This window comes from Pseudomonas sp. FW305-25 (assembly GCF_017351415.1).
Taxonomy (GTDB): domain Bacteria; phylum Pseudomonadota; class Gammaproteobacteria; order Pseudomonadales; family Pseudomonadaceae; genus Aquipseudomonas; species Aquipseudomonas chlororaphis.
The window spans coordinates 61,731-82,620 of the sequence record NZ_JACNDE010000007.1 but is presented as its reverse complement, the minus strand read 5'-3'; the positions used below and the strand labels follow the sequence as shown (position 1 = coordinate 82,620).

Here is a 20,890-nt window from a genome sequence, read left to right as displayed (position 1 = left end):
GGGCCGCTCAGACCGCTTGCAGGGCGCGCAGGTCGAGGCGGCCGTCCAGCAGCGGCGGGCACCAGTAGTAGCCGCCGGTGATCGGCCGGCTCATGCGGTACAGGCCGTCGACGATGCCGTCTTCCAGGCCGCTCATGCGTCGCAGCTGGACTTCGAAGGCCTGGAGGCTGTGGCCGAAGGCGAGGAACATCAGGCCGCCCTTGTCGCCTTCGATCCACGGCATCGAACGGCGCACCAAAAAGGCCTCGGGGGTGAAACTCTCCTGGGCGGTGCGCTTGACGTGGGCCGAGGCCGGCGCGTCGTCCAGCTCTTCGTTGTCGCTCAGGCGGCGGCCGATGATGTTGTCGCGCTCTTCCTGATGCATCGCGGCAAAGCCTTTGAAGTCATGCTGCCACTGCTGGATCGCGGCGAAGCTGCCACCGCGCAGGCCGTCGCTGCCGTCGGCCAGGGCCGCGGCGATGGCTTCGTCATCGTGGGGGTTTTCGGTGCCGTCCTCGTAGCCGGTCAGGTCGTGGCCGGTCTTGTGGCGGAAGGCTTCGTTCATCTGCACCAGGCGCAGCGCCGGGGCCAGGGCGGCCGCCAGGGCGTTGCCGCGGTGCAGCAGCTCGCCGCGGTCTTCGCCATGCAGCCAGACCCATAGCGCATGCTGGGTCGAAGGGTTGTCGACGCCGACTCCAGTCAGCGCTGGGAAGGTCTTGAGCCCCTGCACGCGGGCGCCCAGCGCCTTGACCAGCGACGCGCCAAACCCTGCCACCGCCGTTTTCCCGTCCACCAGCGTCAGCAGACGATCGATCGCCGCCGGCAGCGCCTCGATGGATTCGAGGGCGAAAAACAGGTGACGAGCCTGGCTCGGAACGGGGGTGGCAAGAATGCCCGGCTGGTAGTAACTCATAGCGACTCCTTGAAGAAAGCGCGAAGTTTACCCGGAGCACCACAATTTGTGGGGGTTTAGACACCCATGAAGCGATGCGGTGAATGGCCACGCCCCGGCCCTACGCCTGGCCGCCCTCTTCCCGATAGGCACTGGGGCTGAGGCCGGTCCAGCGCTTGAACGCCCGGCGAAAACTGCGCACGTCGCTGTAGCCCACCGCCTCGGTGATGCGCTCGATGGACAGCTGCGGGTTGGCCAGCAGGCTCAGGGTGCGCGCCCGGCGCACCTGCTCCAGCAATGCGTCGAAGGTCAGGTCGTGCTCGCTCAGGCGCCGGCGCAGGGTGCGCCCGCTCATGTTCAGGTCGCTGGCGACCTGGTCGATATGGCTGCCCTGGGTCAGGTCGCGGGAGATGGCCCGCTCCACCGCCTGGATCAGGTCCAGCTTGCGGTGCACCTGGGCGCTTTCCAGTTCCAGCAGCTTGAGCGCCTGGCGCAGGGCCACGGCGTGGTGGTTGGGCAGGCGCGTATCAAGCCATTCGCCGGCGATGACCATGCGGTTGTACAGGCAGCCGAAGTGCACGTCCGGCCCCAGCAGGCGCAGGTACTCGTCCTGGTAGGCCGGGGCGGCGTGCATGAACTCGACCCGCAGCGCCTTGAAATCGGCACCGACCAGGGCGCGGCCATAGACCGGCAGGCTGGCGAAGAACTCTTCGACGGCAAAGATCTGTACGTCGCTGTAGGGCAGCCGGCATTCGGCCTCGACGAAAAATTCGTCGCCCTGCTGCCGCACCGTGCAGCTGACAATGCCGCCCGAGGTGTGCTGGTGGCGGATGCCGATGTCGAAGGCATCGCGCAGGGTCTTGCACAGCGACAGCACATGCCCCAGCAGGCCCAGGGTGCCGAGCACGTTCTGATGCCCGACCCACAGGCCCACGCCCTGCCGGGGCAAGGCCTTGAGCGCGCGCTGGATCATCGCCACGGCCTGGCGGTAGGAGATGCGTTGCGCAGGGTCCTGCAGGTCGTCGAGGGTGAAGCCCAGGCCGCGGCACAGGGCGTGCGGGTCGACGCCGTGGCTGCCGGCGACTTCGGCCAGGGTCTGCAACAGGAAGGGTGAAACCAGGGCCAGTTGGTACTGTGGATCGACGGCTTTCATCTGCATGGGCATCGGGTCCCGAGCCGGTTCGGCTGCAATGCTTATTCTGGTTATGCGCCCCGCTCCCATCACCGCCAGGGCGAGGCGAGCGCCCGCTCAGCATAGCGTTTTCCGCTCGCGCTCACGGAAGGATGTAACAAGTCATTGCAGGCTGGCCGCGAAAGTCCCCCTCAGTGGCCGCCAATACCCTGCCTGCCCGGGCGTCGAAGGCTTATTCCTATGGGGCGGCCGGAAACCGGCCCACTGCGCGCCCACTGACAATAATAAGAGCCCGAACATGAATTCGACCCGCACCCCTCTCCCCCGGCGCCTCGCCGCCAGCCTGGCCTGCCTCGCCGCCCTGCCCACCCTGGCCCCGGCCAGCGAATCCGGGGTCGACAATATCGGCCCCGGCACCGACGGTTTTTTCATCCTGCCGCTGGACGTCAACGGCCTGCCGGACCACATGTTCGCCTTCAACCTGTATTACAACCACTACGAAGCGCGGAAGCTGAATATCAGCTCCCTGGGCGGCAAGGTGCCGGACGTGCGGATCGTCTCCGACGCGATCATTCCCCGCCTCGACTACCTGAGCCCGCTGCGGGTATTCGGCGGGCGCCTCGGCGGCTACGTGGCGCAGCCCTATCTGCGCCAGCAGGTGGGGGTCTTCGGCCTCAAGGACCAGCGCGAAAGCATGGGCGATACCACCATCGCGCCGATCATCCTGTGGGACCTGGGCAAGAACCTGACCCTGGGCGCCGCCGTGGAAATCACCATTCCCACCGGCAAGTACGACGCGACGCGCCTGGCCAACACCAGCAACAACTTCTACACCTACAAGCCGCTGGTTTCGGTGACCTGGCTGCCGACCCCGCGTACCGAGCTGTCGCTGAAGACCACCTACAGCTTCAACGAGGAAAACCACGCCACCGACTACAAGTCCGGGCAGATTTTCCACTTCGACTATTCCGCCAGCTACAAGGTGACCGACAACCTGAGCCTGGGGCTCAACGGCTACTACCTGAAGCAGACCAGCGACGACAAACAGTACGGCCGCACCGTGCAGTTTCTCGGCGAGGACGTGGACGACGGCGTGCGCGGCCAGGTGTTCGCCATCGGCCCGGCGCTGTACCTGACCTTCCTCAAGTACGCCAGCGCGGAGATCCGCTGGGCCAAGGAGTTCGACGTGGAGAACCGGCCCGAGGGCGAGATGCTGTGGGCCAAGCTGACGATTCCGTTCAGCCTGTGATGTAGGAGCGAGCGGGCGGCGATCCGACTTGCCCGCGAAAGGCCTCGAGGACAGCGCAAAAACCTAGCTGTAGACCGGCCAGCGCTCGACGATCCGCCCACCGCGCACCGCCAGCAGGTCGCCGAATTGCAGCAGCAGCGCTTCGCTCTGCATCGGCCGCAGGAACACCTGGTCGTCCGGTCCCAGGCCCACGGCGGGCGAGCCGTTGACCATCTCCTGGTTGGAACTGCGGCCGAACAGACCGTTGCTTTGCAGCCCCGCCGGCGACTCGAACTCGGCCTGCCAGTTGCCGCCGTAGATGAAGAATGTCTCGCGCTGGTTCGGGTCCCACCAGGCCAACAGCTTCGACTTGTCGTCCAGCGCCGGGATGCGCACCGGGCCAGTGTTTTTCAGCACCGGGGTAGCGATGTAGGCCGCGGGCCGATGTTCGCTGAGGGATGGCAGGTCGTAATGGGTCGGCTTGAGCATCGCCGTGCCCACCGACACCTCGCTGCTCAACTGTTCCCGCTCATGCATGCGGTAGCTGGGGCTGCCGGCGGTATTGAGGGTCAGCCCGGGCTGCCAGAGCGCCGGATGGCGTTGCCGGGTGAAGTCCACGGCGCTCTGGTAGCGCTGCATGACCTTGGCGAACAGCGCTTCGGGCGAGCCGAGAATGCCCGGCACGCCCATGCCGACAAAGGGGTCGTAGCCCATGAAACCGGCGAACTCCAGGTGCTGGGGGTTGGCCGCGATCAGGGTCAGCAGCGGCCCCAGGCCGCTGCTGTCCTTCACCCCACCGCGGTGCAGGCCGACGTCCAGCTCGATATTGATCCGCAGCCGGGTGCCCAGGCCGCGGGCCAGGGCCAGGTATTGCTGCAAACGTTCCGGGGTATCGATCAGCCATTGCAACTGCCGGGCCGGGTCGAACCGGCCTTTGTGGCCCTGGTAGAACAGCTGCGCCGAGCGCACCGGCAGCGGCTTGCCCAGCAGGATATCGGCCTCGGGAAAACGCAGGGCATCGTGATTGAGGAACGGCTGGTGGAATGACATCAGGCGCTGGGTGCCGGCACGCTGGCCGATGTACGCCAGCAGCCCCGGCGACGGCAGGGATTTCTCCACCAGCCGCAGCTGCTTGCCGCCGCGCTTGACTGACTGCAGCACCACATCGATGTTGTGGTCCAGGCGATCGAGGTCGATCAGCAGCACCGGGCGCATCGGGCCGTGGGCCTTGAGTTCCTGGTTCAGCGCGCGGAAATAGTCGCTGTAGGGCCCGCCCCGGTCGGCGGGCCGCAGCCAGGCGCCCACGCCTGCCAACAAGGCGCCGACACCCGCGGTACCGAGCAGGAAGTTGCGTCGATTCATGCTTTTTATCTCCCTTCAGACCACGCCCAGGATGGACGACAGGTGTGCATTGAGGAACTTGCCGCCGGGGTCCAGCGCTTCGCGCACCCGGGTGAATTCCCGCCAGCGCGGGTACAACGCCTGCAACTGCCGGGCGTTGAGGCTGTGCAACTTGCCCCAGTGCGGGCGGCCGGCGTACTTCCAGAAGATCGGTTCGATGGCGGCGAAGAAGTTGTGGTGGTCCATGGCGTAGTGCTGGTGCACCGAGATCGAACAGCTGTCGCGGCCCTCGAACATGCTCAGGGCAATGTCGTCGGCCTGGACATAGCGGTACTCGATGGGAAACCAGGTGCGCAGGTCCTTGTCGCGGATCAGCTTGAGGATTTCCCGCAGGCAGGCCGGGCCGTGCTCGGCCGGCACCGAGTACTCCATTTCGTTGAAGCGCACGGTGCGCACGTTGGCGTAGACCTCGTAGGAGTCGCCGACCCGGTCGTCGAAGCGGGCGAAATGCCGCAGGCTGTTGAGCAGGGTGCGGCGGGTTTCGGGAAAGTCGCTGAGGTATTTATCGAGGTTCTCGATCAGGCTGACGAACTCGTTGCCGCCCTCTTGTGCCGGGTCCACGGGCGGGGTCGCCGGGTCTTCGGTTTCATTCAGGGCAATCGACAGCGCGTAGTCGGAATGGGTGACCACCAGCATTTCCCAGTGCTGGTTCTCGTGGGTGTTTTTCGCCAGGTCTTCGAGCAGTTCCTCGGTCTTGGCGATCCACTGTTTTTCCCGCAGGCGATAGGCCGGGCGATTCTGCAGACGCACCCGGGTGGCCACGCCCAACGCACCGAGGGAGACCCGCGCTGTGTTGAAGATTTCGGCGTTACGGCGGCTGTCGCAGTCCAGCACCTCGCCGCTGGCGGTCACCAGTTGCAGGCCGCACACCTGGGCCGAATAGGACTTGAAGCCGACGCCGGTGCCGTGGGTCGAGGTGGCGATGGCCCCGGCCAGGGTCTGGTAGTCGATGTCGGCCATGTTCGGCAGGGCCTGGCCGATCGCCTTGAGCGGCGCGCCCATGCGCGACATCGGCGTGCCGGCGGCGAACTCGGCCTGCAAGGTGGCGGCATCGTGGCTGAGCAGGCCGCTGAAAAAACTCAGCGACAGCAGCGTGCCGTCGGTGGGCACCAGGGCACTGAAGGAATGCCCCGAACCCACCGGACGGATCTTGCCCGGGGTCTGGCGAATCACCTGCACCAGCTCGTCCAGGTCCTTGGGCGCCAGCCGCGCCAGGGGCAGGCAGCTTTGCGCGCCGGACCAGTTGCGCCAGGGAATCAGCCGGGGCGCCCGCGCCAGCTCGGCCAGCAGCGGGTTGCTGGCCAGCGCGCTGAAGGTCCCGGCCACCGCGGCGCGTTGCAGCAGCTGACGTCGTGTGAGGTGCATGCTCATGCCAGTGTCCTTGTGCCGGATTATTGGAGGTCTTGTGCGGACATGAAGCGGATCAGGCCGAGGAACTGCTCCTCGGAACACTGCATGCACAGGCCCATCGGCGGCATGCCGTTATAGCCGTTGATGCTGTGGTCCAGCAGGGTATCGGCGCCCTGGGCGATGCGCGGGCGCCAGGCCTGGATATCGCCGGTCAGCGGCGCGCCGGACGCCGGGTTGGCGTGGCAGAGTTTGCAGCTGCTGTCATAGATCCGCGCCAGCGCCGAGTCGTCGGGCAGCTGTTGCAGGGTAGCCGCCGATGGCGGCGCGGGCTTGTCGCCGCAGGCAACCAGCAGCCCGCCCAGCGCCAGCCACAGGGCGATGCGCCCCAGGCGATACGGTGTGACGACGGATGAAAACCGCAGCGAGGCAGTCGGTGCCGGCATGGTGTTCCTCTCGGGTGACGGTCGGGATCGACCCAGAGCCAACACTAAGGCAGGCGCGGCCACGGCCTGAGGGCATTGCGGGCCAGCGAGGGGGGCATCTGCGGCCAGGGGCAGACGCTTGCCCACGATGGGGGCGCCGCGGTTTACCGGTGGACCGCGTTATCGTTAACGGTTTTTCGCGGGCAAGCCTCGCTCCTACAGAAGCCCCCGCAATTCTGTAGGAGCGAGCGGGCGGCGATCCGACTTGCCCGCGATGAACGATAACGCGGGGGCCTGGGGACCGCCGCTACACGGGCAATCGAGCAACAGCCGGCCGCTGCTGCTGGAGAACAACAGCCGGGGCTATTTGATGCGGTAGTGGAAGGTGTTGCGCACTGCGGGCACCGCTACCGCCTGGCCGTCGACGATGCGCGGTTGGTAGCGGAAGGTGTTGGCCGCCGCCAGCGAGGGGCGGATAAACAGCGGGTGGCAGCCATCGAGCACCTTGGGGTGCTCCACCTTGCCTTGCGGGTTGACGCTGTATTCCACGGTGCAGTCGCCTTCAATGTGCTTGTCCAGGGCGCGTTGCGGGTAGTCCGGGGCCTCCTTGCTCAGGGGCAGGTATTGGCGGCTGTCGGCCGCGGCCTGGGCGGCAGCTTGTTGCCGGGCGCGCTCGGCGGCCAAGCGCGCCTGTTCGGCACGCTGCTGCTGTTGCGCTTGCTCCTGGGCCAGGCGCTGCTGCTCGGCTTCGCGGCTGCGCTGTTGGTTTTCCTGGCGCTCGCGCTGCTGCTCGACCAGTTGCTCGCGCTTCTTGTCTTCGACCCGTTTGCGTGCCAGGGCCGCCTGTTCGAGCTTGCGCGTCTGGAGCTGTGGATCGACCGCAGGCTTGACCGGCTCGACCGGTACCGCGAGCACCGGCTCCGGCGGTGCGGGTGTCGGTGCGTGCTCGACTAAAGCCGGCGCGGGCTCGGGCGCTTGTGGCGCTGGCGGCAGCATCACCAGTTGGGTACGCAACACCGCCGGCTGTTCGGCGGCCGGCGGCTCTACCGACCAGCCCGCCACCAGCAGCGCCAGCACCCCGGCGTGCAGCGCCACCGCCAGGACCGCGGCCAGCGCATGGGACCGCCAGTGCCTGGGCGAGGGTTGCAGGGAGAATTCGTCGAAAGCCTGCCGTGGACTGTGCATGATCATCGCCGTCATTGCGGGGCCTCGGTCACCAGCCCCAGGTTGCTCACCCCGCCCTGCTGCAACGCCGCCATGGCCGCCACCACCAGGCCGTAACCGGCGTCCTGGTCGGCGCGGATGTAGACCTGGGTATCGCTGCGCGCGGCGACGATTTGCGCCACCTTGGCGCGCATCTCGTCGAGGTCCACCGCGCTGTCGGTCTGCTGGCGCGTATCCAGCTCGCCGCCGAGGTTCCAGTAGTAGCCGCCCTCGGCCTTCACCGACAGGGTCAGGATCTGCTGCCGGGTATCAGTGGCCAGGGCCTCGCTGGCGACCTTGGGCAACTCGATCTTCACCCCCTGGGTGAGCATCGGCGCGGTGACCATGAAGATCACCAGCAGCACCAGCATTACGTCGATGTAGGGCACCACGTTCATTTCGGCCTTGGGCCCGTGCTTGCGTTGCGCCCTGACTAGCATCTGCACTCTCCTCTCAGGCCGCGACGGCCAGGTTCGACGACGCGCCGTGCAACTGGCGATGCAAGCGCGCCTGCAGTTCGTTGCCGAAGGCGTAGTAGCGGGTCAGCAGGGTCTGGCCGCGGGCGGCAAAACGGTTGTAGGCAATCACCGCGGGAATCGCCGCGAACAGGCCGATGGCGGTGGCGATCAGCGCTTCGGCGATGCCCGGGGCCACGGTGGACAGGGTCGCCTGCTGCACCTGGGACAGGCCGAGGAAGGAATTCATGATCCCCCACACGGTGCCGAACAGGCCGATATAGGGGCTGACCGAACCCACCGTGGCGAGGAACTGCAAACCTTTTTCCAGGCGGATTTCCTGCTCGCTGATGGCCACGTACAGCGAACGCTCGACCCCTTCGAGCACCACCCCGGCCGGGTTGCCACCCTGCTGGCGCAGCTGGCTGTAGGCCTGGAAACCGGCCTGGAAGATCGGCTCGACACCGCCCTCGCCGTCCGCCTGTTGCAGGCTTTCGCGGTACAGCGGGGTCAGTTCGGCGCTGCCGCGAAAGCGCTGGACGAAGGCGTCGAGCTGGCGTTCGGTGCGCTTGAGCACGCTGCTGCGCTGGATGATCAGGTACCAGCTGAGCAACGACGCCAGCAACAGGGTGAGCATGACTGCCTTGACCAACAGGCTGGCATCGCTGATCAGCCCCCAGATGGTCATGTGTTCCAGTGTCGCCTGCATGGTGAAACTCCTTTGCCTGTGCGCCCGGGCCGTCAATGCACGACGGCGCCGGGGCTATTCGATGACATGTTGATGAACGGTTAATGACGGCTCAGGGCAGTTGCAGCGCCCTGGCCACCTCGGCCCAGGGCACGAACTTGAAGTTCTGGGTCTGCTCGGGCATGCGCTTGCGGCCGTCCTGGACCACCAGCAAGCCCCGGCTCCAGGGCCCGCCGAGGTTGGCCGAGGTGACTTCCAGGCCATCGGTTTCCGACGCCCCGTCGATGCCCGCGGCGGCATTCAGGCCGACCCGGAAGGCCCCGCGGGAGGCGAACGGCGGCTCGGCATCGAGCAGCACATAGCTGTCGTTGCCCTGGCTGGAAATCACCAGGTAGTCATGCGTCTCGCTCTGGTACAGCGCCAGGCCCTCGACATCGGCATGCAGCTGCGGGCCGACCTTGATCACGCTGGTGAGGTTGGCCGGCTGGTCGGCGCGGGCATCCACCGCCCACACGCCGACGTCTTCCTCGCCGAGGAACAGGCGCTGGCGCTGGTCGTCGGCGACACAGCCTTCCGGCTGGCTGTCGACCTTGAACTGGCGCACCAGCTCGCCCTGGACCCGGCCATCGGCGGCACTCAGGCGGTATTGCAGGAAGCGGCCGTCCTTGCCGTTGGCAAAGGCATACAGCTCGCCGCTGGCCGGCTGGAACAGGCAGATACCGTAGATTTCCTTGAGCGGCGTGGGGATCTCCCCGGCTTCGCGCAGCTCGCCGCTGGCGCGATCGATGCTGAACAGGCTGAGGCTGTTGTGATCGCGGTTGCTCGCCACCGCCAGGTCGACCACCTGGGTGCCCAGCTTGAAGTTCGCCCGCAGGTCGACGTTGTTCAACCGCCCCACCGGCAACTCCTGGAGCAATTTTCCTTGCAGGTCGTAGGCCAGCAGCCCCTGCTTCTTGTTGGTGCCCAGCACCCGGCTCAGCTCCGGCTGCCGAGGGTGAATCCAGATCGCCGGGTCGTCCGCCGCATCGCCCTGGCGCCCTACCGGCTCGCTCTGGCTCAGGGCCGACACATTCGGCAGCACCGGCGCCGGCAGCACCGGCGCCGGCGGCACCGGGGTGGCCTGCCAGTCCAGCCGGCCCTGGTAGATCCGTCCGTCGTCATCGTCGCGCAGCAGTATTTGCAGGCCCTTGGCGCTGGCCTGCACGGCGAGGTTTTCCGGCTCCTTCAGGCCGGGCAAGCTCAGGTTGGCCCTGGGCGACCAGCCTTCGCCCTGTTGTTGGTCGCCCTGCTGATAAAGGTGCAGGCGCGCCGCCTTGGGGTCGAGCGCCAGCACACCACCCGGCACCAAAGCCATGGCGCCGGCGGCCTTGGCGATGTCGCCGAAGGGCGCGCGCATGGCCACCGGCCGCCGCTCGACCTCGGCTTCGGGGTGCGCCGGGTAGGCCCACCAGCCGACGTTCTCTTCGTTGACCAGCAATTGATTGGCACCATCGTCCACCTGGCAGAACTGCGCCGCCGGCGGCAGCGGTACGCCGCGCACCCGTTGCGCCGTGGCGCTCAGCCGGGCGCCGGTGCCCACCAACCATTGCTCGCCCTTGCCCTCCTCGCCCACCAGGAACAGGAACAGGTTGCTGGCCTCGTCGCGGTACAGGCACAGGCCGTTGACCGGGAAGTCCCGCGCCGGCAGGTACAGCGGCTGGCCCCACTGGCGGCTCTGTGGATCGAGGCTGACCAGCAGCGCCTGCTGGCGATCGTTGTCCAGGCTCGCGACCAGCACCTGGCGGCCGGCGGCGCGGGTATCCAGGCTGCTGAAGTTGCCTTTGAAGCGAGCCAGCTCGGCCCCCTCGGCATCCAGCAACAGCAGGCCGTCACGGTTGCTCGCGGCGAGGCGCTCGGAGCCGTTGGGCAGGAAGGTGATGGCATCTGCCTCAAGTGCCGGTGCCCAAGGGCGCAGAGCCAGGTCGGCGGCCATCGTCTGGCCGCAGGTCAACGCAGTCATCAACAGGTACAGGTAGGAACTTCTCATGAACAGGCAAAATCCTTGTCAGGCAAACCGCCCTCTGTAGGAGCGAGCTTGCTCGCGAAAAACCTCAAGACAGCGCGTGCTTACAAACAGCCCGCGTCATCGTTCAAGACCTTCGCGAGCAAGCTCGCTCCTACAGCGTGTGCGGTGTGGATTAGAAGTGGGTGAAGGTCAGGCCGAGCTTGTAGGTCGGGCCGTACTCCTCGTACTGGCCGTTGTAGGAGCGGTGACCGGTGTAGACGAAGTACGGCTCGTCGGTGAGGTTCTGCGCCTCGAAGCTGAGCTGCAGGCTCTTGGTCAGCGAGTAGCGGGCGCTGAAATCGACGAAGGTCTGGGCATCGACGTGCAGGTCGTGGGCCTTGTCGTCGATCGAGGCCAGCTCATAGAGGTAGTCCGACTTGTAGTTGGCCGACAGGCGCAGGCTGAGCTTGTCGTTTTCCCAGCCGAGCATCAGGTTGCCGACCGTGTCCGACTGGTTCGGCAGGTCGATGCTGCGCTTGCGGTTGACCCCGCTGGCGGCATCGAAGCCCTTGATCTCGGCGTCGGAGCGGCTGAAGGTGGCGTTGGCCCCCAGCAGCAGGCCGTTCCACGGCGCCGGCAGCCAGTCGAATTTCTGCGAGTAGGCCAGTTCCAGGCCGTACAGCTTGGCGCTGTCGCCGTTGGCGAAGGTGTGCGCCTCGGCGAAGTCGGTCCAGGCGCCGGTGCCGGCCAGGTCAGTGTTGTAGACGAAGTTCTTGATGTCCTTGTAGAACACGAAGGCCGAGACGGTGCCGGCGCGACCCATGAAGTGCTCGATGCCAAGGTCCAGGTTGCTCGACTCCAGCGGCTTGAGGTCCGGGTTGCCGAAGCTGGCTTCGTCATCGTCGATGACAAAACCCGGCGCCAGCTGGCCGAAGGTCGGGCGCACCACCGCCTTGGTCCAGGCCGCGCGCACCTGGGTGTTCTTGTCCAGCTGGTAACGCGCGTGCAGGCCCGGCAGCCAGTGGTGGTAACGACGCTTGGTTTCGGTGGACTGGAACTCGCCGTCGGTGGCGCCGGTGCCCTTGGCTTCGAACTCGGTGCCTTCGTAGCGCAGGCCGGCGATAAAGCGCCAGTCGTCGATATCGACGGTGTTCATCAGGTAGCCGGCGTTGATGTCTTCGCGGATCTTGAAGTCGTTGACCCGGGATTCGGTTTCGTCGAAGAACGCATCGCGGTCCAGGCCGCCGATCAACTGCTTGATCGAGCCGCCGCTGATGCCCGGGCCGAAGCGGCCGAGGCGATAGTCGACGCTGCCTTTGCGGAAGCGGTCGAGGTTGAGCTGCTCGTCGCTGAAACCCAGTTCGTCGAAGTCCTTGTAGACCCAGGCGTCGAGGTCGTTGTCCTTGTTGCGCCGGCTGACCTTGCCGCCGAACTTGACCTGGGACGCATAGCCGCTGAGGTCGTAGTCGCGGGCCAGGTCCAGGCGCAGGTTTTTCTCGGTGTCGGTGGTGCGCTGCTTTTCCCACTCGACCTTGTCCAGGCTGAAGTTGGCCGGGTCGTAGAACCCCTGGCCGACGATCGGCCGCGGCTTGTCCTTGTCGTAGAAACCGCTGTCGGCGAAGTCGTCGTTGCCTTCGAACACCGCGTTGGCGATGTGCCCCGGGCTGTCTTCGCTGGAGCGGCTGTAGCCGGCCTGGCCGCTGAGGGTCCAGAGACCGAACATACGTTCGCCGCCAAACACGTAGGACTGGATCTCCTGGGTTTCCTCGCGCTGCTTGAGCTTGCGTTTACCTTCGGCGTCGCCCAGCTCACCGGCCGCCTGGGGCTCGGCGAATTCCAGGCTGGCGGCGTTGCGCGTCTCGCTGTCCTTGTAGCGGCTGTACAGGGTGCGCAGGTAGTAGCTGCTGAGGTCGTCCGGCTTGTAGTCGAAGTTCAGGCCGCCGCCGGCGCGCTCGCGGCTGATGTCGTAGTCGCGCAGTTCGAACTCCTGCAGTTTCGCGCCCTGTTCGAAGTCCCAGGCGCCGCCGGTCTCGACGTTGTCCGAGCCGAAGTCGCGTTTCTGCCAGCTCAGGGCCGCGGCCACGCCGAAGTTGTCGATGCCGTCGCCGAGGCTGAAGCGGTCGCTGACCGCACCGGAGAATTTCGGGCTGGTCTGGTGAGTGTTCCGGTCGTAGCTGGCTTCCGTGCTGCCGGTGTAGAACAGGCCCTTGTGATCGAAGGCCGAAAGGCTCTGCACATCGACGGTGCCGCCCAGGGAGTTGGCGTCCATGTCCGGGGTCAGGGTCTTGATCACCGACAGCGACTGCACCAGCTCCGAGGGCAGCACGTCCAGGGCCACGGCGCGGCGTTCGCTTTCCGGGGCCGGCACCAGGGTGCCGTTGATGGTCACGCTGTTGAGGTCCGGGCCCAGGCCACGCACGCTGACGAAGCGCCCTTCGCCCTGGTCGCGCTCGACGCTGATGCCCGGCAGGCGCTGCGCCGCTTCGGCGACGTTCTCGTCCGGCAACTGGGCCACGCCATCGGCGTGCACCACGCTCTTGATGCTGTCGGCGCTGCGCTGCTCCTTGAGCGCCTGGTCGATGCTCGCGGCCTGGCCGACCACTTCCAGGTGTTCGGTGGTTTTACTCGAGTCGGCTTCGGCGGCGCTCAGGCGTTCGCTGGCGATCGCCATGGCCAGGGCGGTGAACGTGAAGCCGAGCAGGCCGGCGGTGCTGCTGCGCTTGTACATGATGGTCCTCCCCCAAGAGTCCGGTGACGCCAGGCAAGGGGCCCGGCAACTGGGAGGGCAAGCTAGGGTCGGCGAATGACGGTTCCGTGACAGGGGTTGGCGGGGAGGCCCTTGAAGCGGGGTTTGGGCCGGGTTCGAGGGGCAAAGTGAGCTGAAATGACCTTTTCCCGGGGGGTGGCGGTGACTGGTCTGACGCTTTCGCGGGCAAGCCTCGCTCCTACGCCGCGTAACGTCAGCGGCCACACCGCCCCCAGATCGCAAAAAAAACACACCGTCACGATGAGCTGATTCGACCTCCCCCACCCGCTTCGCCGCCGTCACCCGGCTGTCACACACATCTGCTGTGCTGGCGCGCATTGCTTCTTCGCCAAAGGATCGCGGCCATGTTCTCAGTGCTCAAACCCCACCGATGGAAACTCGCCACCCTGCTGCTGGCGGCCAATCTCGGCCTGCTCCTGCACCTGGCCTGTGGCGAGTTGAAGGCGGTCAACGAATGGGTGTGGCTGGACATAATCGGCGAAGGCGGTACCGCCCTGCTGGCCCTGATCTGGCTCGGCCTGGTGCTGAAAAGCCGCCCGGCGGGACGGGTCACCAACTACCTGGCCCTGGGCCTGAGCTGCATCTTCTTCTCCTGGTGGATCGACAGCCTCGACGAGTTCATCCGCCTGCCCGACAGCATCGCCTGGGACCACTGGCTGGAATCCGCGCCGATGCCGGTGGGCATGGTCCTGCTGACCATCGGCATCTACCACTGGCACCGCGAACAGCTGGCGATCAGCGCGCAGATGGAGAAACGCGAACGGCTGTTCCGCGAGCACCGGCTGTTCGACAAGCTCACCCCGCTGGGCGGCGCCGACTACCTCAAGCGCCAGCTGGCCGACAGCCTGCAGGACAGCCAGCGCCAGCAGCAGCCGCTGTCGCTGCTGGCCCTGGACCTGGACAACTTCGCCGCGATCAACCAGGACTTCGGCCACGCCGAGGGCGACGCGGTGTTGCAGGCGCTGAGCCATTTGCTGCTGCTCAACCTGCGTCGCCAGGACCTGCTCTGCCGGCTGGCCGGCGACCGCTTCGTGGTGCTGCTGCCGAACACCGGCGAGAGCCAGGCGCGGCTGCTGGCCCAGGAGCTGCAACAGGCGGTACGGAGCCTGGCGCACAAGAGCCGCCAGCACGGCGAACGCTTGCAGCTGTGCGCCTGCACCGCGGTGGTGATGGCCCTCGACGAGACGCCGGAGGTGCTGCTCAAGCGCCTCAACCTGGCCCTGGCCCGGGCCAAGCAGCCGCTGGCGAAAAGCGCCTGAGGCCCGGCCATGACCCTGAAGACCCGTTGGTACGAAAACGACAGCCGGTTCATTCCCGGGCATTACCAGCCGGCCAGCCTGATCGACCTGGCGCTGTCGCGGGACATCGACAGCCATCGCCTGCTGCGCGGCACCGGGCTGTTCCACGAGGACATCCTGGCCGGCCAGACCCGCCTCAGCCCGCAGCAGTTTCTCGGCCTGATCGGCAACAGCCGACGGCTGCTGGACGCCGACGACAGCAGCTTCCTGTTCGGCCAGCGCCTGCTGCCCGGGCACTACGGCGCCGCCAGCCACGCCCTGCGCCACGCGCAGAACCTGCACCAGGCTCTCGACACCCTGGTGCAGCAACAAGCGCTGCTCAGCCCACTGGCCAGCCCGCGCTTGCTGCTGGACGACCAGCACGCCTACTTCTACTGGCTGGACAGCTGCGGCGCCGGCGATCAATGGCGTTTCCTGCTGGAGGCCAGCATGACCTCGCTGGTGGCCATGAGTCAGTGGCTGAGCGGCCAGCGCCTGCCCTGGGAATGCAGCTTCAGCCATGCCGAGCCGCGTTATGTCGAGCAGTACTGGGTGCACCTGGGCGAGCACACCCAGTTCAAGCGGCCCATGGACCTGATGCGCATCCCCCGGGAATTCCTCACTCAGCCCTGGCCCAACGCCTCGGCCACCGCCGGCCAGGTGGCGCGCCAGGAAGCCCAGGGCCAGCTCGAGCAACTGGGGTTTGCCTCAAGCTTCCTCGACTGCGTCTACCGCTACCTGCAAGGCCGGGTGCGCCAGGCACCGAGCCTGGAACAGACGGCCCAGGCCTTCGGCATGAGCCCGGCCACCCTCAAGCGCAAGCTGCACAAGCACGACAGCGGTTTCCAGCAACAGGCGGACCTGGTGCGCAAGCATGTGGCGCTGTACCTGTATCGGATCAAGGGCCTGAGCAACGAGGAAGTCGCCGAGTACCTGAGCTTCAACGACGCGGCGAATTTCCGCCGCTCGTTCAAGCGCTGGACCGGCAGCACCCCTAACCTGATCCGCCAATTGTTCAGCGCCGGTTGAAACAAAGGCTGTTTTTCCAAGGGAAAAAACGGCTACTCTTGGCCCAAAGAACCACACCATCACACCTCTGCTGCACGACTTTCCGCCATTTTGGCCCAGCTTTTTGCTAAGGGCCTGTACGAAAAGTCGGCGAGCGAAGGCCAGGCAAGGCAAAAACAGGCGAGGAAGCGGAGTGTAGGGACCTACATGAGCATTCCGAGCCTGTTTTTAACGCAGCATGGCCGAGCGTAGCCACTTTTTGTACAGAGCCCGAGACCCGAGACACCAGGGCGTATATCCGTAGAAACAAACCCCTGGAGACCTGTCTCGCCCGTCAGCGCCGGCGCGCTCCAGCCCGCCGGTGCATTGCCCATTGCCATTACGGAATAGAGTCATGACCACAGCCCATCTGTTGAACACGCTGTTTCCCGTCGCCGCCGACATCCCCGAGCAGTACCGCCTGGACGGCCAGGTCGAGCAACGCGAGTACCTGGTCGACGGTCAGTTGCAGACCTGGAACGGGCCCCTGGCCCTGGTGCGCAGCCCGGTGTACCTGGCCACCGCCCATGGCGACGAACAAGTGATTCTCGGCAGCACCCCGCTGCTCGACGCCGACACCGCGCTGACCGCCCTCGACGCCGCCGTGCGCGCCTACGACCGTGGCCAGGGCGCGTGGCCGACGATGCGCGTGGCCGAACGCATCCAGCACGTCGAAGCCTTCCTCGGGCGCATGCGCGAACAACGCTCGGCGGTGGTCAAGCTGCTGATGTGGGAAATCGGCAAGAACCTCAAGGACTCGGAAAAAGAGTTCGACCGCACCTGCGACTACATCGTCGACACCATCAACGCGCTCAAGGAACTCGACCGTCGTTCCAGCCGCTTCGAGCTGGAACAGGACACCCTCGGCCAGATCCGCCGCGTGCCCCTGGGCGTGGCCCTGTGCATGGGCCCGTACAACTACCCGCTGAACGAAACCTTCACCACCCTGATCCCGGCGCTGATCATGGGCAACACCGTGGTGTTCAAGCCGGCCAAGTTCGGCGTGCTGCTGATCCGCCCGCTGCTGGAAGCCTTCCGCGACAGCTTCCCGGCCGGGGTGATCAACGTGATCTACGGCAGCGGCCGGGAAACCGTCAGCGCGCTGATGGCCAGCGGCAAGATCGATATCTTCGCCTTCATCGGCACCAACAAGGCCGCCAGCGACCTGAAGAAACTGCACCCCAAGCCGCACCGCCTGCGCGCCGCCCTGGGCCTGGACGCGAAAAACCCCGGCATCGTGCTGCCGCAAGTCGACCTGGATAACGCGGTCAACGAGGCGGTCACCGGCTCGCTGTCGTTCAACGGCCAGCGCTGCACCGCGCTGAAAATCCTCTTCGTCCATGAAAGCGTGGTCGATGCCTTTATCGAGAAATTCAACGCCAAGCTGCTCAGCCTCAAGCCCGGCATGCCGTGGGAACCGGGGGTGGCGCTGACGCCGCTGCCGGAGTCGGGCAAGGTCGATTACCTGCATGCCCTGGTGGCCGACGCCATCGACAAGGGCGCCACAGTGGTCAACCCCGGCGGCGGCGAAACGCGGGCGTCGTTCTTCTACCCGGCGGTGCTGTACCCGGTGAACAGCCAGATGCGCGTGTACCAGGAAGAGCAGTTCGGGCCGGTGGTGCCGATCGTGCCGTATCGCGACCTGGAAACAGTGATCGACTATGTCCTGGAATCGGACTTCGGCCAGCAGCTGAGTATCTTCGGCACCGAGCCGGCACAAGTCGGGCATCTGGTGGACACCTTCGCCAACCAGGTCGGGCGGATCAACCTCAATGCCCAGTGCCAGCGCGGCCCGGACACCTACCCCTTCAACGGGCGCAAGAACTCCGCCGAAGGTACGTTGTCTGTGCATGACGCGTTGCGCACCTTCTCGATCCGCACCCTGGTGGCCACCAAGTTCCAGGAGAGCAACAAGGAGCTGATCAGCGACATCATCCGTAACCGCGAGTCGAGCTTCCTGACCACCGATTACATTTTCTAGAAACGGAGAGCTTCCCCTGGGCCAGACCTTCCGCCTGCCACCGCTGTTGCGCCGCTTCCTGCTCCCGGTACTGGACCCGTATCGGCGCTACCGCTACGCCAAGCTGATCCATGCGGTGCGCGTGGCCCTGGGGTTGCTGGCCACCATCGCGCTGACCACCGGCCTCAATCTGCCCCACGGCGAATGGGCGTCGGTGACCATGCTGGTGGTGATCGGCGGCTTGCAGCACCACGGCAACATTGGCAAGAAGGCCGCGGAACGGGCCATCGGCACCTTGATCGGCGCGGGCGTCGGCCTGGTGCTGGTGGTGCAGCAGGCTTACCTGGGCCTGTCCTGGCTGACCTACCTGGGGATGTCGGTGGTGTGCGGGTATTTCTCCTATCACGCCATCGGCAAGGGCGGCTACACCGCGCTGCTGGCGGCGATCACCGTGTTCATCGTCGCCGGCCACGGCGACAACCACGTCAGCGATGGCCTGTGGCGCACCGTGGATATCCTCATCGGTATCGCCCTGGCCCTGGCGTTCTCCTTCGCCATTCCGTTGTACGCGGTGTATTCCTGGCGCTACAACCTGGCCAGCGCCTTGCGCGACTGCGCCACCCTTTACGGACGCATCATCGGCGGCCAGTCGGTAACCGATGATGAACACCTGAAGTTGCTCGGGCGCCTCAACAGCACCTTGCTGCAACTGCGCTCGCTGATGCCCTCGGTGTCCAAGGAAGTGCGGATCTCCATGACCGAACTGGACGCCATCCAGCGCAACCTGCGCATGTGCTTCAGCACCCTGGAAATCCTCGGCAATACCCGGCCGGACCTTAGTGCCCCACAGGCCCGCGAACAGTTGCAACAGCTCATGAAGCATGAGCACCGGCAGGTGCGCATACAGCTGGTGGGCATGGCCCGCGCCCTGCAATCCGGCGCCACCAGACGCCTGGGGCGGCCCCTGGATGGCCCGTCCTCCTCGACCCTCGACACCTCGGTCTACAGCGCGCTGGACGGCTACCGCCTGCTGACCCGGCAACTGGTGGCCAACCTCAACGAGATGCGCCAGCGCCTGGCCAAAAGCGCGGAGCACTGGAAGATCTGAGTGCGCCGCGCCTGCCGCCAGACCGCGCCGGCTAGAACAACTCGCTGAACGGAATGAAGCGCGCCGGCTCGCCGGCCCGCAAGGTGCTGCCCTCAAGGATTTCCACCAGCCCATCGGCCCATGAAGCGCCCAGCAACACACCGGAACTCTGGTTCGGATAAAGCACGGCGCGGCCCTCCTCCAGCCTGGCCCGCAGGTATTCGCGGCGGCCTCCCGCTTTCGGCCAGTCGAAACCGACGCTGACCGGGAAGCTCAAGGGCATGACCTCTTCGACGCCCTGGATGCGCAACAGATACGGCCGGGCCAGCAGGCCAAAGGTCACCAGGGCCGAGGTCGGGTTGCCGGGCAGGCCGATCACCGGCACGGTGCCGAAGCGCCCCACGGTCAGCGGCTTGCCGGGTTTTATCGCAAGCTTCCAGAACACCGGGGTGGCGCACTCGCGCAGTACCTGGCCAAGGCAATCGGCGTCGCCGGCGGACACGCCGCCGGTGGTCAGGATCAGGTCCGCGGCGCACTGCAATTGTTCCAGGCGCAGCCGGGTCTGCTGCGGCTGGTCGGGGAGAATTCCGGCATCGACCACCTCGCAGCCCAGGGCGCTCAACCAGTGACTGAGCAGGGTGCGATTGCTGTTGTAGATGCAGCCGGGGCGCAAGGCGGTGCCCGGCTCGGCCAGTTCATCGCCCGTGGACAGCAACGCCACCCGTGGCCGCCGCACCAGCGGCAAATGGGTACAGCCCTGGGCCGCGGCGATAGCCAGTTCGAAAGGCCCCAGGCGTTTGCCGGCGCGCAGCAGCACTTGTCCGGCGCGGTTCTCCTGGCCTTGCGGGCGAATATTCTGACCGGCCTTGAGCGGCTGCTTGAAGCGCACGCGACCGTCGTCAAGCCGTTCGACGTTCTCCTGCATCTCGATGCTGTTGGCGCCCTCGGGCAGCGGCGCGCCGGTGAAGATTCGCGCGCAGGTGCCCGGCCGCAACGGCTCGGGGGCCTGGCCGGCGAAAATGCGTTGCGACACCGCCAGCGGCTGGCCGTCCCAGGCATCGAGGTTCAAGGCATAACCGTCCATGGCGCTGTTCGGCCAGGGCGGCAGATCCAGGGTCGCCACCAGGTCGCTGGCCAACACCCGTTGTCGCGCCTCGCCCAGCGCCACCGGCTCGCTGTCCTGCAGGCGTTGCGCCTCGGCCATGGCCAGCAAGCGGGCAATGGCCTCCTCCACCGGCATCAGCGCTGAGGCGCTCATCCGCGGGTCCCGCAGGCTTGCACCTGCTTGAGATGTGGCACGAAATTGCACGGCCGGTGGCGGGCGTCCAGTTGCTCGGCGAGGATGCCTTCCCAGGCGGTCCGGCAGGCGCCCGTAGAGCCCGGCAGGCAGCACACCAGGGTGCCGTTGGACAGCCCGGCCAGGGCCCGGCTCTGCACGGTGGAGGTGCCGATATCAAGAATGGAAATCGCCCGGAACAGCTCGCCGAAACCGTCGATCCGCTTATCCAGCAAACAGCTCACCGCCTCGGGCGTGCTGTCGCGTCCGGTGAAGCCGGTGCCGCCGGTAATCAGCACCACCTGGATAGTTTCATCGGCGATCCACAGCGCGACCTGGGCGCGGATCTTGTACAGGTCATCCTTGAGCAGGTTGCGCTCGCTCAGGGTATGGCCAGCTTCCAGCAGGCGGCTGACGAGCAATTGCCCGGAGGTGTCGGTGGCGTATTCGCGGGTATCGCTGACGGTCAGCACGGCAATATTCAGGGGGACAAACAATGCATCCGATTTCACACTCATGTCTTTCTCCGGCGGGCAGTCATAAAAACCATGGCCAGAGGCTAAAGCGCTGAAACCGTCAGTGTCTAATCACTCTGGCCGACCACTTTATCGAGCCCATCTATCAAGGAATTTTTTCCCCTGACGTGCCGGCCCGCGCCGGTGGAATCCGCGGCCGATAGAGCCTTTTGATCGCTCATTCGATACTTCCGATTGGACTCGCAGGGGCGACAATGAGATCGTCT

General features: G+C 66.1%; 17 protein-coding genes. 5 read left to right on the top strand and 12 right to left on the bottom strand.

Annotated elements, in window-relative coordinates:
• Positions 1–7: 7 nt before the first annotated feature.
• Both J4E58_RS09340 and J4E58_RS09335 read right to left on the bottom strand, forming a co-directional pair.
• Entirely contained in the window at positions 8–892 is an 885-nt protein-coding gene (locus J4E58_RS09340; protein WP_087091559.1) for a Dyp-type peroxidase, read from the bottom strand.
• A 100-nt stretch (positions 893–992) separates the two neighbouring features.
• Complete coding sequence (locus J4E58_RS09335; protein ID WP_087091560.1) at positions 993–2,030, bottom strand: AraC family transcriptional regulator; 1,038 nt, start codon at positions 2,028–2,030, stop codon at positions 993–995.
• Positions 2,031–2,301: 271 nt separating this feature from the next.
• Here J4E58_RS09335 and J4E58_RS09330 point away from each other — a divergent pair, with 271 nt between their 5' ends.
• Positions 2,302–3,252 carry a transporter gene (locus J4E58_RS09330; RefSeq protein ID WP_087091561.1) on the top strand — a complete coding sequence of 317 codons (951 nt, stop codon included), beginning with the start codon at positions 2,302–2,304 and terminating at the stop codon, positions 3,250–3,252.
• A gap of 63 nt (positions 3,253–3,315) precedes the next feature.
• On the opposite strand, the gene J4E58_RS09325 is transcribed toward J4E58_RS09330, so the two are convergent.
• From J4E58_RS09325 to J4E58_RS09290, 8 genes are all read right to left on the bottom strand, one after another.
• Positions 3,316–4,524 (bottom strand): DSD1 family PLP-dependent enzyme, encoded by a 1,209-nt coding sequence (locus tag J4E58_RS09325; protein WP_172963056.1) that lies wholly within the window; start codon positions 4,522–4,524, stop codon positions 3,316–3,318.
• 84 nt (positions 4,525–4,608) lie between these two features.
• Positions 4,609–5,937: a D-arabinono-1,4-lactone oxidase gene (locus J4E58_RS09320; RefSeq protein ID WP_172963057.1), complete on the bottom strand. Its 1,329-nt coding sequence runs from the start codon at positions 5,935–5,937 to the stop codon at positions 4,609–4,611.
• A gap of 86 nt (positions 5,938–6,023) precedes the next feature.
• Positions 6,024–6,425 carry a cytochrome c5 family protein gene (locus tag J4E58_RS09315; protein ID WP_087091564.1) on the bottom strand — a complete coding sequence of 134 codons (402 nt, stop codon included), beginning with the start codon at positions 6,423–6,425 and terminating at the stop codon, positions 6,024–6,026.
• A gap of 342 nt (positions 6,426–6,767) precedes the next feature.
• Entirely contained in the window at positions 6,768–7,604 is an 837-nt protein-coding gene (locus tag J4E58_RS09310; protein ID WP_087091565.1) for an energy transducer TonB, read from the bottom strand.
• Positions 7,601–8,047 carry a protein TolR gene (gene tolR, locus J4E58_RS09305; RefSeq protein WP_087091566.1) on the bottom strand — a complete coding sequence of 149 codons (447 nt, stop codon included), beginning with the start codon at positions 8,045–8,047 and terminating at the stop codon, positions 7,601–7,603. Before tolR ends, J4E58_RS09310 begins: the two co-directional genes overlap by 4 nt.
• 13 nt (positions 8,048–8,060) lie before the next feature.
• Positions 8,061–8,771, bottom strand: a complete 711-nt coding sequence (gene tolQ, locus J4E58_RS09300; RefSeq protein WP_087091567.1) for a protein TolQ — start codon at positions 8,769–8,771, stop codon at positions 8,061–8,063.
• A 91-nt stretch (positions 8,772–8,862) separates the two neighbouring features.
• Positions 8,863–10,776, bottom strand: coding sequence for a phytase (locus J4E58_RS09295; protein ID WP_087091568.1), 1,914 nt, complete (start codon positions 10,774–10,776; stop codon positions 8,863–8,865).
• Between the two features lie 151 nt (positions 10,777–10,927).
• A complete protein-coding gene (locus J4E58_RS09290) occupies positions 10,928–13,462 on the bottom strand; it encodes a TonB-dependent receptor (protein ID WP_087091569.1) in 2,535 nt (844 codons plus the stop codon).
• Between the two features lie 383 nt (positions 13,463–13,845).
• Between J4E58_RS09290 and J4E58_RS09285 the strand changes: the two genes are divergently transcribed.
• From J4E58_RS09285 to J4E58_RS09270, 4 genes are all read left to right on the top strand, one after another.
• On the top strand, positions 13,846–14,760 hold the full coding sequence (locus J4E58_RS09285) for a GGDEF domain-containing protein (protein WP_087091570.1): 915 nt from the start codon (positions 13,846–13,848) through the stop codon (positions 14,758–14,760).
• A 9-nt stretch (positions 14,761–14,769) separates the two neighbouring features.
• Complete coding sequence (locus J4E58_RS09280) at positions 14,770–15,807, top strand: AraC family transcriptional regulator (RefSeq protein ID WP_087091571.1); 1,038 nt, start codon at positions 14,770–14,772, stop codon at positions 15,805–15,807.
• Between the two features lie 373 nt (positions 15,808–16,180).
• Positions 16,181–17,806 carry an NADP-dependent glyceraldehyde-3-phosphate dehydrogenase gene (locus J4E58_RS09275; protein ID WP_053261791.1) on the top strand — a complete coding sequence of 542 codons (1,626 nt, stop codon included), beginning with the start codon at positions 16,181–16,183 and terminating at the stop codon, positions 17,804–17,806.
• 46 nt (positions 17,807–17,852) lie between these two features.
• Positions 17,853–18,893, top strand: coding sequence for an FUSC family protein (locus J4E58_RS09270; RefSeq protein WP_087091572.1), 1,041 nt, complete (start codon positions 17,853–17,855; stop codon positions 18,891–18,893).
• A 31-nt stretch (positions 18,894–18,924) separates the two neighbouring features.
• On the opposite strand, the gene glp is transcribed toward J4E58_RS09270, so the two are convergent.
• Together glp and moaB are read right to left on the bottom strand one after the other, a co-directional pair.
• Complete coding sequence (gene glp / locus J4E58_RS09265) at positions 18,925–20,130, bottom strand: gephyrin-like molybdotransferase Glp (protein WP_087091573.1); 1,206 nt, start codon at positions 20,128–20,130, stop codon at positions 18,925–18,927.
• Positions 20,127–20,666: a molybdenum cofactor biosynthesis protein B gene (gene moaB, locus J4E58_RS09260; protein ID WP_009044515.1), complete on the bottom strand. Its 540-nt coding sequence runs from the start codon at positions 20,664–20,666 to the stop codon at positions 20,127–20,129. Before moaB ends, glp begins: the two co-directional genes overlap by 4 nt.
• Between the last annotated feature and the right edge of the window lie 224 nt (positions 20,667–20,890).

Bases quoted from the DNA above. Each gene is read 5' to 3' on its own strand.
- J4E58_RS09340 (WP_087091559.1), bottom strand. From the start codon at position 892: ATGAGTTACTACCAGCCGGGCATTCTTGCCACCCCCGTTCCGAGCCAG.
- J4E58_RS09295 (WP_087091568.1), bottom strand. From the start codon at position 10,776: ATGAGAAGTTCCTACCTGTACCTGTTGATGACTGCGTTGACCTGCGGC.
- J4E58_RS09335 (WP_087091560.1), bottom strand. From the start codon at position 2,030: ATGCAGATGAAAGCCGTCGATCCACAGTACCAACTGGCCCTGGTTTCA.
- J4E58_RS09290 (WP_087091569.1), bottom strand. From the start codon at position 13,462: ATGTACAAGCGCAGCAGCACCGCCGGCCTGCTCGGCTTCACGTTCACC.
- moaB (WP_009044515.1), bottom strand. From the start codon at position 20,666: ATGAGTGTGAAATCGGATGCATTGTTTGTCCCCCTGAATATTGCCGTG.
- tolR (WP_087091566.1), bottom strand. From the start codon at position 8,047: ATGCTAGTCAGGGCGCAACGCAAGCACGGGCCCAAGGCCGAAATGAAC.
- tolQ (WP_087091567.1), bottom strand. From the start codon at position 8,771: ATGCAGGCGACACTGGAACACATGACCATCTGGGGGCTGATCAGCGAT.
- J4E58_RS09310 (WP_087091565.1), bottom strand. From the start codon at position 7,604: ATGACGGCGATGATCATGCACAGTCCACGGCAGGCTTTCGACGAATTC.
- J4E58_RS09275 (WP_053261791.1), top strand. From the start codon at position 16,181: ATGACCACAGCCCATCTGTTGAACACGCTGTTTCCCGTCGCCGCCGAC.
- J4E58_RS09315 (WP_087091564.1), bottom strand. From the start codon at position 6,425: ATGCCGGCACCGACTGCCTCGCTGCGGTTTTCATCCGTCGTCACACCG.
- J4E58_RS09330 (WP_087091561.1), top strand. From the start codon at position 2,302: ATGAATTCGACCCGCACCCCTCTCCCCCGGCGCCTCGCCGCCAGCCTG.
- J4E58_RS09285 (WP_087091570.1), top strand. From the start codon at position 13,846: ATGTTCTCAGTGCTCAAACCCCACCGATGGAAACTCGCCACCCTGCTG.
- J4E58_RS09280 (WP_087091571.1), top strand. From the start codon at position 14,770: ATGACCCTGAAGACCCGTTGGTACGAAAACGACAGCCGGTTCATTCCC.
- glp (WP_087091573.1), bottom strand. From the start codon at position 20,130: ATGAGCGCCTCAGCGCTGATGCCGGTGGAGGAGGCCATTGCCCGCTTG.